This window comes from Pantoea sp. Cy-639 (genome assembly GCF_011752525.1).
In the GTDB taxonomy this organism is placed as follows: domain Bacteria; phylum Pseudomonadota; class Gammaproteobacteria; order Pseudomonadales; family Pseudomonadaceae; genus Aquipseudomonas.
This window is the reverse complement of the sequence record NZ_VWXI01000003.1, coordinates 282,212-294,262: the sequence shown is the minus strand read 5'-3', so window position 1 is coordinate 294,262 and position 12,051 is coordinate 282,212. Positions and strand designations below refer to the sequence as shown.

Below are 12,051 nucleotides of genomic sequence, written 5' to 3'. Positions count from 1 at the left end.
CAGATCCAGGACGACAACAGAATGAAAATGACCTCACGTCTGCTGCAAGCCGGTGTACTGGGCATGTCCCTGCTGGCGACCAGCGTCATGGCGGCGGTTTCCGCCGACCAGGCGGCCAAGCTGGGCTCGACCCTGACGCCGATGGGCGCGGAGAAGGCTGGCAACGCCGATGGCTCGATCGGGCCGTGGGAGCCGCTGTCGAAGTCTGCCGGCAGCGTCGACAGCAAGGGTTTCCTGTCCGATCCCTACGGCAGCGAGAAACCACTGTTCACCATCACCGCGCAAAACGCCGAGCAGTACAAGGACAAGCTCTCGCCGGGTCAGCTGGCGATGCTCAAGCGCTATCCGGACAGCTACAAACTCCCGGTGTACAAGACCCACCGCGGCGCCACCGTGCCGGACGACGTCTTTGCCGCGATCAGGGAAAACGCCACCAAGACCACGCTGGTCGCCGGTGGCAACGGCCTGGAGAACTTCCGCACGGCCATTCCGTTCCCGATTCCCAAGGACGGTCTGGAAGTGATCTGGAACCACATCACCCGCTACCGTGGCGGCAGCGTGACCCGCCTGGTGACCCAGGCCACCCCGCAGCAGAACGGCTCGTACAGCCTGGTGTACTTCCAGGACCAGTTCGTCTTCCGCGACAAGATGAAGGACTACGACCCGAGCAATCCGGGCAACATCCTGTTCTATTTCAAGCAGGAAGTGACCGCCCCGGCGCGCCTGGCCGGTACCGTCCTGCTGGTCCACGAAACCCTCGACCAGGTCAAGGAGCCGCGCAAGGCGTGGATCTACAACGCCGGCCAGCGCCGCGTGCGCCAGGCGCCACAAGTGTCCTACGATGGCCCGGGTACTGCCGCCGATGGCCTGCGTACCTCCGACAACCTCGACATGTACAACGGCGCTCCGGATCGCTATGACTGGAAGCTCGAAGGCAAGAAGGAGATGTACATCGCCTCCAACGCCTACAAGCTCGACGATCCGAAACTCAAGTACGCCGACATCATCAAGGCCGGCCACATCAACCAGGACCTGACCCGATACGAACTGCGCCGTGTCTGGCACGTGGTCGCGACGCTCAAGCCCGGTCAGCGGCACATCTACGCCAAGCGTGACTTCTATATCGACGAGGACACCTGGCAAGCCGCAGTGATCGATCAGTACGACGGTCGCAACCAGCTGTGGCGCGTGTCCGAGGCTCACGCCCAGCCGTACTACAACGTGCAGGTGCCGTGGTACACCCTTGAAGCGATCTACGACCTGCAGTCGGGGCGCTACCTGGCACTGGGCATGAAGAACGAAGAAAAGAGCGCCTACAACTTTGGCTTCAGCGCCAGCAAGGCCGAGTTCCAGCCGGCAGCCTTGCGCCAGACTGGCGTTCGTTGAGCTGAGCAACGTCCACTCCGTGTGATCCCCCAGAACGCCCCGGCTTGCCGGGGCGTTTCTGTTCAGGCGGTTATTCTTCTGGCGGACTGGGTGATATCGACCTATCCGTATGGTTGATGCTCGTCGGCGTTGTTTCTTTTTGTCGTAGTCTTTTTGCGCAAAGCGCGGACATCATCTTCAAATGCGTAGCGTTTGCCGCTAGTCTCGCAACAATCCGTACCGCCGCAAAACTTCCAATCAGAACGAGCCGGCCATGACAGACCTGTCCCGTACGCATGGAGTCGCCAGCCAGGCCTTGGGCTTGCTGGACGGGCGTTTCTTCCGGCCACCCCTGCCTGACGCCCACGTTCCCAGGGCTCGCCTGTGCCAGCGCCTGCTGGCAGGACTGCCGGGGAGGTTGCTGCTGGTGAATGCGCCGGCAGGGTTTGGCAAGAGTTCGCTTGCCATCGAATTCTGCCAGGAGCTGCCCAGCCACTGGCGTAGTCTCTGGCTGGGGTTGAGCCAGCGTGATGCGGATCCTGGCCGTTTCCTCGAGCGCTTGCTCGAAGGCCTTCAGCAATTCTGCCCGGCCCTTGGTGGCCAGGCGCTGGGGTTGCTGAAAATGCGTCAGCGCCATCAGCCCTTCGCCTATGAGGAGTGGCTCGATGGCCTGCTCGACGAGCTCGCGCTCTATCTGCAGCCCGACACGCCCGTATTGCTGGTGCTGGATGACTACCACCTCGCGCAAGGACCGGTCCTCGATCGTTGCCTGCAGTTCTTCCTCAATCATCTGCCGCCGGGCCTGCTGCTGCTGGTGACCAGTCGCCAGCGGCCGGACTGGCACCTGGCGCGGCTGCGCCTGTCCCGTCAGCTGACCGAACTCAATGAGCAGGACCTGCGCCTGACCCCCGACGAAGCCCTTGCGGTGGTCGGTCGCCAGCCTGCGGGGCTCAGGGGTCAGGCCCTCGACAACCTGATCCAGCGTAGCGATGGCTGGGTCGCTGGCCTGCGCTTCTGGCAGCTGGCCGCCAGCGAGTCGGGTGACGAGCATGCTTTGCCCCAGGCGTTGCACGGCGGCGAGGGGCTGATCCGTGACTACCTGCTCGAAGAGGTCATCGACATCCTGCCGGCGCCGGTGCAGGCCTTCCTTTACGACACCGCCTGCCAGGAGCGTTTCTGCGCCGAACTGTGCGATGCCTTGCGAGAACGCCAGGACAGCGCCGAGGTCCTGCGTTACCTGCAGGCCCACCAGGTGTTCCTGGTGCCGTTGGACGAACATGGGCGCTGGTTCCGCTATCACCACCTGTTCTCCGACCTGTTGCGCAGCCGCCAGGCCGGGGCTCTGGCCGATCTGCACTTGCGGGCCTGCCGTTGGTTCGAAGGGCAGGGCCTGCTGGACGAGGCGGTGGAACAGGCCTTGCGCGCGGGCCATCTGGATGTCGCGGCCGACCTGGTACAAAGCCTGTCGGAAGAACAATTGTTGGCCGAGCAGAACGTCGGCATGCTGCTGCGCTGGAAAATGGACTTGCCCGACAGCCTGCTGATCAGCACGCCGCGACTGATCGTCCTGTATAGCTGGGCGCTGGGCCTGGCCTGCCAGCTGGACGCCGCCGAGGAACTGGCGTCGCACCTGAGCCGTTTCCTGCCGGCGCCCTCGGCCACCGCGCAGAAGTCGATGCTGGCCCAGTGGCTCGCGCTCAGTGGTGTCATCGCCCGTGGCCGGGGCGACCGGGAGCGTACGCTGGCCTACTGCAGCGAGGCGCTGCAGAGCCTGCCATGCAAGCGCTACGGGCAGCGCCTGGTGTGCCTGTCGACCTTGTCGAACCTGGCCATCGCCGATGGCGATTTCTGGCGCGCGCGCGGCTGGAACCGCGAGGCCCTGGAGTTGGCCCAGCGCGTCGGCAACCCGTTGTTCGAAGCCCTGGCGCATTACGATCGGGCCAGGGTGCTGCATGCCCGCGGCGAAGTGTTCAGAGCGCTGGACGAGGTACGCCAGGGGTTGCAGCGCCTTCAGGGGCTGTCGAGCCAACGGCTGTATGCCGTGCGCGCACGCTTGACCCTCTACGAGGGCTATCTGCTGGTCGCCAGCCTGCAACCCACCTTGGGGCGCACCCGCTTGCGTGCAGGCCTGAGCGAGGCGCGCAGCTGTCGCGACATCAGTGTGTTGATCGGGCACTGCGTGATCGCTTCGCTCGACGGGCGCGAGGGGCGCTTTGCCGAAGCGTTCGCCGAACTGGCCGAGGTCGAGCGGCTGATGCATATCTGGGATGTACCGCCGATCTTCTACCTGGCCATGATCACCCTGGTGAAATGCGAGCTGTGGCTGGCCCAGGGGCGTACCGACCTGGCCGAGTCCTGGCTGTTGCGCCTGGGGCAGACCTATGGCGGCGAGCAACCTGCGGCGGCGCCGGAATTCCATCCCTTGCTGCCGTTGCATATCGAACTGCAACAGGCCCTGCTCGAGCGGGTACTGGCGCGGGCAAAGGATGCCGAGTCACGCTTGTATGCACTGGTCGAGCGCGGTCAGGCCAGTGGCGGCATGACCCTGGTGGTGAGCGCACTGTGCCAGTTGATCGCCTTGCTGCTGGCCGAAGGGCAGGAGGCGCAGGCCGTCCGGTTGCTGGGGCAGGCGCTCGAGGCTGCCCAAGGCGGCGCGTTGCAGGCGTTCCAGCGCTTGATCGGCGAGCAGCCGCACTGGCTGCGCGAGCAACTGGGCGTACGCGCCGCCTGCCCAGTGCATGCCGAACTGCTGGCGCTCCTGCCAGAGATACCGGCCACGCCAGGGGCCAGCACCGAGGCATTGAGTGGCCGTGAGCTGGCGGTACTGGAACTGATCGCTCAGGGCTGTTCGAACCAGCAGATCAGCGAGCGCCTGTTCATTTCCCTGCACACGGTCAAGACCCACGCCAGCCATATCAACAGCAAGCTCGGCGTCGAGCGCCGCACCCAGGCCGTGGCCAGGGCCAAGTCCCTGGGCTTGCTGGCCTGAGGCATGACGGGGCGCTAAGATAGTGGCCTTTGGCTATTGCCAAGGCGCCGTTTATCCGGGCTCATCTTTCCCGACCCGCTGCCGATACACATTTCGGCGGTTTGCATCGCCACGCGCCACTCTCCCTCTTCTTCCAATACAGGTCGTGTTGATGCTGCAGTACGGGCAAAAAAGCTTTCTGATCGTCGACGACTTCACCGACTTCCGGACGTCGACCCGCTCCATGCTCCGTGAACTGGGCGTGCGTGACGTGGACACCGCCGACAGTGGCGAGCAGGCCCTGCGTATGTGTGGGCAGAAGCGTTACGACTTCATCCTTCAGGACTTCCACCTGGGTGACGGCAAGAAGAACGGCCAGCAGGTGCTCGAAGACCTGATCATCGACAAGCTGATCAGCCATGAGTGCGTGTTCATCATGGTCACGGCCGAGAGCAGCCAGGCAATCGTCCTCAGCGCCATCGAGCATGAGCCCGACGCCTACCTGACCAAACCGTTCAACCGGGTCGGCCTGGCCCAGCGCCTGGAAAAACTGGTGCAGCGCAAGACACTGCTCAAGCCTATCCTGCAGGCCCTCGATCGTGGCCGTCCGGCCGAGGTGCTCGCGGCTTGTGCCGAGCTGTGCAAGAAAGACCCGCGCTTTGCGCCCCTGTGCCTGCGCTACCGCGCCGATGCCTTGCGCGACCTCAATCGTTTCGACGAATTGGAGAAGTTTCTCAAGAACATCCTCGCCAGCCGTCCGCAGCCGTGGGTCTATGCCGCGCTTGGCAGCCTGTTGCACAAGCGTGGCCAGAACGCCCAGGCCCAGGGCGTCTACGAGCAGGCGCTCAAGGCGTTTCCGATCATGCCCAACCTGTACGATGGCATGGCCGAGGTGCTGGTGGCCCAGGGGGAAAACCGCCGTGCCCAGCACATGCTCGAAGAAGCCGTGCGCCTGTCGCCACTGGCTGTGCGCCGCCAGGCGGCGCTGGGCAAGCTGGCCCTGGACAATGCCGATTTCGAAAGTGCTTCCAAGGCTTATCGCCATGCGGTGAACCAGGGGCAGAGCTCACGCTACAAGGATGCCGAAAGCAACCTCGGCCTGGCCCAGGCGCTGATGAACAAGAACACCGGCAATGGCCTCGATGCCCGCACCCGGGTCGAGATCAACGCGGTGCTCAGTGAAGTGGCCAAGGAGAACGTCGACGACCAGGGACTGCAGGTCCGGGCCCGCCTGATGAAGGCCGCCAGCCTGCAGCAGGCCGGCGATCCCGACACGGCGGCCAAGCTGACCGAGCAGGCCATGCAACGCCTGGAAAAGATGGAGCAGTTCTTCTCGGTCGAGGCGGCGCTGACCGTGGCCAAGCAGTTGCAGATGCTCGGCCAGGACGCGGCGGGTACTTCGATCCTCAAGGGCTGCGTGGAAACCTACGGCGACGACCCCAAGGTCATGCAGAGCGTGGCCAAGCTGACCGACGACCCTGCCGTGCTCGGCGCCGTGACCGAGGCGGTGGACCTCAATCGCCAGGGCGTGCGCAGCTATCAGGGCGGCCAGCTCAACGAGGCGCTGGGCATGTTCCGCAAGGCACTGTCGCTGCAGCCGAAGAACATCAGCATCGCCTTGAATACCGCCCAGGCGCTGTTGCGCATCGGCGGCGAGACGCCCTCGGCAGAGGTCATGCAGGAATGTCGCAACTGCCTCACCAGCGTGGCCGGTATTCCCGCCAGCGACAGTCGCTACGACCGTTACCGCAAACTGCACATCCGGGTCTTTGGCGCATGAATCAGGACAACCAGGGGCTGGATTTCTCCACGGTGATCGCCTCCACCGTGCACGACCTGAAGAACTCCCTGTCGGCCCTGATCCAGGCCCACAACCAGTGGCTGGCGCGCCTGCCCGAAGAGTGGCGCGTCGGTACCGAACAAGGGGTGATGGAGCACGAGCTCAGCCATCTGAACGGCATGCTGGTGCAATTGCTGGGCCTGTACAAACTGGGCGTCAACCAATTGCCGATCTGCCCCGACTACCATGAACTGGACGACTTCATCGAAGCCCAGCTCGCGGCTCAGGAAGAGGTGATCAAGCACCGCGACATCCTCGCCACCTGGCGGATCGAAACCGAAAGCCCGCTGGGATTCTTCGACCGTGAGCTGGTCGCCTCGGTGGTCGCCAACGTGCTCACCAATGCCATCCGCTATGCCGGCCATGCCTTGCTGATCAGCATCGAGGAGCAGGGCGAGCAGTTGGTCATCAGTGTCAACGATGATGGCGCCGGTTATCCACAGCGCATGCTCGAGCGCCAGAACGACTACGTGCAGGGGATCGACCAGCAGAGCGGCAGCACCGGGCTGGGTCTGTACTTCGCCGCGCGGATCGCCGCGCTGCACGAGCGCAATGGCGTGCGCGGACGCATCGAGATCGCCAATGGCGGGGCACTGGGTGGCGGGTTGTTCCGTTTGTATCTTCCTTGAACGGGCGGGTAATGGTCTGATGGGCGGGTACGCATTCACTCGAGCCTCAAGATGAACCCACCGTCCACCGCCCTTATCCGCGAAACCTTTCCCGTCGGCCCCCTGCAATGCAACTGCACGCTGATCGGCGATCCGCTGAGCAAGAAGGCGATCGTCGTCGATCCGGGTGGCGACGAGCAGAAGATCCTCGCCCGTTTGCAACACCATGGCCTGACCCTGGTGAGCATCATCCACACCCATGCCCATTTCGATCATTTCCTCGCCTCAGGCCGGCTCAAAGAGCTGACCGGCGCGACCTTGCACCTGCACAAGGATGACCAGCCGCTGTGGGACAACCTGGAGATGCAGTGCCAGATGTTCGGCATGCCTTATGCGCCGGTACCGGCGCCGGACCGTTGGTTGAACGATGACGAGGAGCTGGCCTGTGGCTGCGGCGTGGCGCTGCACACCCCGGGGCACAGCCCGGGATCGATGAGCTTCTGGTTTGCCGAGCACAAGCTGTTGATCGCTGGTGACACCCTGTTCCGCCGGGGTGTCGGCCGTACCGATTTGTGGGGGGGCGATCAGCGAGCTATCGTTCGTTCCATCAAGGAGCGGCTGTACCGGCTGGATGAAGAGGCTGTCGTGGTGACCGGACATGGCCCGGAAACCCGCCTCGGCGAGGAGATGCGCGAGAATCCTTTCGTGCGTGCCTGAAGTTTCATGGAATCTTTCCGGTTCCTTGCAATCCAACTCGGACGCAGATCCGCATATGATCTGCAGCACTTATGAAATTTCAGTAGGAGCTTGTCCATGTTCACCATGCGTCGTCTGATTATCGTCGCAACCGCCGCCGCGCTGATGTCCGGCTGTGCCAGCCCCAACCCGTATGATGGCCAGGCGCAGGATTCCGGCGGGATGAGCAAGACCGCCAAGTACGGCGGCCTGGGTGCGCTGGCCGGCGCCATCGCCGGTGCTGCCATCGACCACAACAACCGCGGCAAGGGTGCGTTGATCGGCGCCGCCGCTGTGGGCGCCGCCGCCGCAGGCTATGGCTACTACGCCGACAAGCAGGAAGCCGAACTGCGTGCCAAGATGGCCAACACCGGGGTCGAGGTTCAGCGCCAGGGCGACCAGATCAAGCTGATCATGCCAGGCAACATCACCTTCGCCACCGACTCGGCGAACATCTCCCCAAGCTTCTATGCACCGCTGAACAACCTGGCCGGTTCGTTCAAGCAGTTCAACCAGAACACCATCGAAGTGGTCGGCTTCACCGACAGCACTGGCAGCCGCCAGCACAACATGGACCTGTCGCAGCGCCGCGCCCAGGCGGTGAGCACCTACCTGACCTCGCAGGGCGTTGATCCATCGCGCGTCAGCGTGCGTGGCCTGGGCCCTGACCAGCCGATCGCCAGCAACGCCGACGCCAACGGCCGTGCGCAGAACCGCCGGGTGGAGGTCAACCTCAAGCCGATCCCGGGTCAGCAGTATGACCAGCAAGGCACCGTGCAGCAGTATCCGTAACCCACGGGGCTGAAATCGACGCGGGGCAGGCCGCTTCCACCGATCAACGGGGGAGCGGCCTGCCCCGCGTTGCGTTCCAGGGCTTGTACGAGAAGCAGGCCCATCCATCGCGGGGCAAGCCCGTTCCCACAAGACTGTTCGTGCAGGGCTCAGTGCACGTGGCTGGCCTGGATCGCGGTCAGGGCGATGGTGTGGACGATATCGTCCACCTGCGCGCCGCGCGGCAGGTCGTTGACCGGCTTGCGCAGGCCTTGCAGCATCGGCCCCAGGCTGACGCAGTCGGCGCTGCGCTGGACGGCCTTGTGGGTGGTGTTGCCGGTGTTCAGGTCGGGGAACACGAACACCGTGGCGCGTCCGGCCACCGGGCTCGACGGCGCCAGCTGGCGGGCGATCTCCGGGTTGGCGGCGGCGTCGTACTGCAACGGCCCGTCGATCAGCAAGGCGTGTTCGGCCTGCTGGGCCAGGCGCGTGGCCTCGCGAACCTTTTCCACTTCCTCGTCGCTGGCGCTCGAGTCACTGGAGTAGCTGAGCATCGCCACCCGTGGCGCAATGCCGAACGCTTCGGCCGACTCGGCGCTCTGCCGGGCGATTTCCGCCAGTTCCGCAGCGCTGGGATGAGGGTTCATCACGCAGTCGCCGTAGACCAGCACCTGGTCGGGGAACAGCATGAAGAACACCGAGGACACCAGGCTGCTGCCGGGCGCGGTCTTGATCAACTGCAAGGCCGGCCGAATGGTGTTGGCGGTCGAGTGCACCAGCCCCGAGACCAGGCCGTCGACTTCGCCGAGGGCGAGCATCACGGTGGCGATCACCACCGGGTCTTCCAGTTGCTGTTCGGCCATCGGCGCATTGAGATTCTTGCTGCGGCGCAACTCGACCATGGGTTCGACGTAGCGGCCACGGATGATCTCGGGGTCGAGCACTTCGAGATCCGGCGGCAGGCTGATGCCCTGGGCGCGGGCTACAGCCTCGACCTCCTCGGGCTTGGCCAGCAGCACGCAGCGGGCGATCCCTCGCGCCTGGCACAGGGCGGCGGCCTGCACCAGCAAGGGTTGCGCGCCTTCGGGCAGGACGATGCGCTTGTTGGCCTGCTGGGCGCGCTGGATCAGCTGGTAGCGGAACACCGCCGGCGACAGGCGCAGTTCCCGTGGCGTGCCACAGCGCTGATGCAGCCAGGCGGCGTCGAGATGGCTGGCGACGAAGTCGGTGATGAACTCGGCCCGTTCGCGGTCGTCCACCGGGATCTCGCGGTTCAACGAGTTGAGCTGGTTGGCGGTGTCGTAGGAGCCGGTGCTGACCGACAGGATCGGCAGGCCAGCCTGCAGCGCGCCACGGCATAGTTCGAGGATGCGTGGGTCGGGCTTGCTGTCGCTGGTCAGCAGCAGGCCGGCCAGCGGTACGCCGTTGATTGCCGCCAGGCTCACGGCGAGGATGATGTCGTCGCGATCGCCGGGGGTCACCACCAGGGTGCCGGAAGTGAGCAGCGGCACGGTGTTGGCCACGGTGCGCGCGCAGATGATGATCTTGTTCATGCGCCGCTGTTCATAGTCGCCGGCGTTGAGCACCTGGGCGCCGAGCAGTTCGGCCACGTCGCGGGTGCGCGGCGCGTTGAGGTCAGGCTGGTAGGGGATGCAGCCGAGCAGGCGGAAGTCATTGCCACGCAGCAGTGGCGAGTGTTCGCGCAGGCGTATGGCGAAATCGGCCATGGGCTCGTCGGCGCGCACCTTGTTGAGGATCACCCCCAGCACTTTCGGATCGCGTGGCCCACCGTACAGCTGGGCCTGCAGCTCGACGCGGTCGGACAGCTCGGCGAGCGCTTCGTTTTCCGCAGCCGATACCAGGATCACCTCGGCATCCAGGCTCTTGGCCAGGTGCAGGTTGACCCGCGCCGCGTAGCTGGCGTGGCGGGTCGGCACCATGCCTTCGACCACCACCACGTCCTTGCCGATGCAGGCCTGTTGGTAGAGGCGGATGATTTCTTCGAGCAGTTCGTCCAGTTGGCCGTCGCCGAGCATGCGTTCGACCTGGCCCAGGCTCAGCGGCGTCGGTGGCTTGATGCCATGGGTGCGCGCCACCAGTTCGCTGGAGCGTTCGGGGCCGGTGTCACCGGGATGCGGCTGGGCGATCGGCTTGAAGAAGCCGACCTTCAGGCCGGCGCGTTCCAGGGTGCGGATCAGCCCGAGGCTGATGGAGGTCAGGCCGACACCGAAGTCGGTCGGCGCGATGAAAAATGTCTGCATGCGTGCTTCTCGAAATAAGCGGTGCAAGAAAATTCAGCGGCCAAGGGTATCGCTAACCGCACCCTGGGCGCACCAGCCACAGGCGAAGGGCTGGCCAATCCGTCGCGCGCGCTCGTCAGGGTCGAGTACCCAGGGCCTGGCCTGCCAGGGCGGTTGGTGGCGCAGGTGCTGGGTGTGCCCGCACGACAGCTCGACCACCCAGTGCCCCTCGTCGTCCTGGTGGAAGCCGCTGATCCGACTGATGGGCCGTCCATCCTCCGCCGCGCGTTCGCAATCGCGCGGTGCGTTGGTTACACTTGTGCGTTCTACATTCTTTTGCAAAAGGTCCCGCCCCATGCTGATCGCCGCCAACAAGGCTGTCTCCATCGACTATACCCTGACCAACGACGCCGGGGAGGTCATCGACAGCTCCGCCGGTGGTGCGCCGCTGGTCTATCTGCACGGTGCCGCCAACATCATCCCAGGCCTGGAAAAAGCCCTGGAAGGCAAGCAGGCCGGTGATGAACTGACCGTTGCCATCGAACCGGAAGATGCCTACGGCGAATACTCCGCCGAACTGGTCAGCACCCTGAGCAGCAAGATGTTCGAAGGTGTCGACCAACTGGAAGTCGGCATGCAGTTCCACGCTTCGGCGCCGGACGGCCAGATGCAGATCGTCACCATCCGCGACATCGACGGCGACGACGTGACCGTCGACGGCAACCACCCGCTGGCTGGCCAGCGCCTGAACTTCAAGGTCAAGGTCGTCGACGTGCGTGATGCCAGCGAAGAAGAAATCGCTCACCGTCACATCCACGGTGAAGGTGGCCATCACCACTGATTTTCTGCGCTAAGCTCAGAGAGTCGCCAGGCGCTCGGGCAAGCCGGACCAGCCCTCTTCGGGAGGGTGGACGGTTTGACCGCGCGCCTTTTTAGTGGGCGCAATTCGCCCTTGCGGCAACCGGGAACTGAGAGGGGAAACAACATGAGTGCATTTCACGACCTGACATTGAAGGCGCTGGACGGCGGGGACCTGCCCCTCGCACCGTACAAGGGCCAGGTGGTGCTGGTGGTCAATGTCGCCTCCAAGTGTGGCCTGACACCGCAATACGCTGCGCTGGAGAACCTGTACCAGCAGTACAAGGGCCAGGGTTTCAACGTACTCGGCCTGCCCTGCAACCAGTTCGCCGGCCAGGAGCCAGGTAGCGCGCAGGAGATCCAGGACTTCTGCAACCTCAACTACGGCGTCAGCTTCCCGTTGGGGGCCAAGCTCGAGGTCAACGGGCCGCAGCGCCATTCGTTGTACCGCCTGCTGGCGGGCGAGGGCGCCGAGTTCCCCGGCGATATCACCTGGAACTTCGAGAAGTTCCTGGTCGGCAAGGACGGTCGTGTGCTGGCGCGCTTCGCACCGCGCACCGCGCCGGACGATCCCAGCGTGGTCCAGGCTATCGAGAAGGCCCTGGCCTGACAGCGCCCTCTGCAGGAGCGACCTCGTGTCGCGACGGGCTGCGCAGCAGCCCCCTG

General features: G+C 64.6%; 10 protein-coding genes. 8 read left to right on the top strand and 2 right to left on the bottom strand.

Features of this window, described 5'->3' with window-relative positions; genetic code table 11:
- Positions 1 to 21 precede the first annotated feature (21 nt).
- The 6 genes from F3J43_RS05675 to F3J43_RS05650 all read left to right on the top strand — a co-directional run bounded on the left by F3J43_RS05675 (position 22) and on the right by F3J43_RS05650 (position 8,308).
- Entirely contained in the window at positions 22 to 1,386 is a 1,365-nt protein-coding gene (locus tag F3J43_RS05675) for a DUF1329 domain-containing protein (protein WP_166883833.1), read from the top strand.
- A gap of 253 nt (positions 1,387 to 1,639) precedes the next feature.
- Positions 1,640 to 4,354 (top strand): winged helix-turn-helix domain-containing protein, encoded by a 2,715-nt coding sequence (locus F3J43_RS05670; protein WP_166883832.1) that lies wholly within the window; start codon positions 1,640 to 1,642, stop codon positions 4,352 to 4,354.
- Between the two features lie 151 nt (positions 4,355 to 4,505).
- Positions 4,506 to 6,113 carry a tetratricopeptide repeat-containing response regulator gene (locus F3J43_RS05665; RefSeq protein WP_166883831.1) on the top strand — a complete coding sequence of 536 codons (1,608 nt, stop codon included), beginning with the start codon at positions 4,506 to 4,508 and terminating at the stop codon, positions 6,111 to 6,113.
- Entirely contained in the window at positions 6,110 to 6,802 is a 693-nt protein-coding gene (locus F3J43_RS05660) for a sensor histidine kinase (RefSeq protein ID WP_166883830.1), read from the top strand. Before F3J43_RS05665 ends, F3J43_RS05660 begins: the two co-directional genes overlap by 4 nt.
- A gap of 51 nt (positions 6,803 to 6,853) precedes the next feature.
- Positions 6,854 to 7,498 (top strand): MBL fold metallo-hydrolase, encoded by a 645-nt coding sequence (locus tag F3J43_RS05655; RefSeq protein WP_166883829.1) that lies wholly within the window; start codon positions 6,854 to 6,856, stop codon positions 7,496 to 7,498.
- A gap of 105 nt (positions 7,499 to 7,603) precedes the next feature.
- Positions 7,604 to 8,308 (top strand): YiaD family glycine zipper/OmpA-like lipoprotein, encoded by a 705-nt coding sequence (locus tag F3J43_RS05650; protein ID WP_205297679.1) that lies wholly within the window; start codon positions 7,604 to 7,606, stop codon positions 8,306 to 8,308.
- Between the two features lie 149 nt (positions 8,309 to 8,457).
- On the opposite strand, the gene pta is transcribed toward F3J43_RS05650, so the two are convergent.
- Together pta and F3J43_RS05640 are read right to left on the bottom strand one after the other, a co-directional pair.
- The gene (gene pta / locus F3J43_RS05645) at positions 8,458 to 10,548 is read right to left on the bottom strand and encodes a phosphate acetyltransferase (protein ID WP_166883827.1); all 2,091 of its coding nucleotides are present in this window, start codon (positions 10,546 to 10,548) and stop codon (positions 8,458 to 8,460) included.
- A gap of 33 nt (positions 10,549 to 10,581) precedes the next feature.
- Positions 10,582 to 10,869 (bottom strand): DUF3565 domain-containing protein, encoded by a 288-nt coding sequence (locus tag F3J43_RS05640; RefSeq protein WP_205297657.1) that lies wholly within the window; start codon positions 10,867 to 10,869, stop codon positions 10,582 to 10,584.
- Between the two features lie 13 nt (positions 10,870 to 10,882).
- Here F3J43_RS05640 and F3J43_RS05635 point away from each other — a divergent pair, with 13 nt between their 5' ends.
- Positions 10,883 to 11,368 (top strand): FKBP-type peptidyl-prolyl cis-trans isomerase, encoded by a 486-nt coding sequence (locus tag F3J43_RS05635; protein WP_166883825.1) that lies wholly within the window; start codon positions 10,883 to 10,885, stop codon positions 11,366 to 11,368.
- Between the two features lie 144 nt (positions 11,369 to 11,512).
- On the top strand, positions 11,513 to 11,995 hold the full coding sequence (locus F3J43_RS05630) for a glutathione peroxidase (RefSeq protein ID WP_166883824.1): 483 nt from the start codon (positions 11,513 to 11,515) through the stop codon (positions 11,993 to 11,995).
- Positions 11,996 to 12,051: the final 56 nt, after the last annotated feature.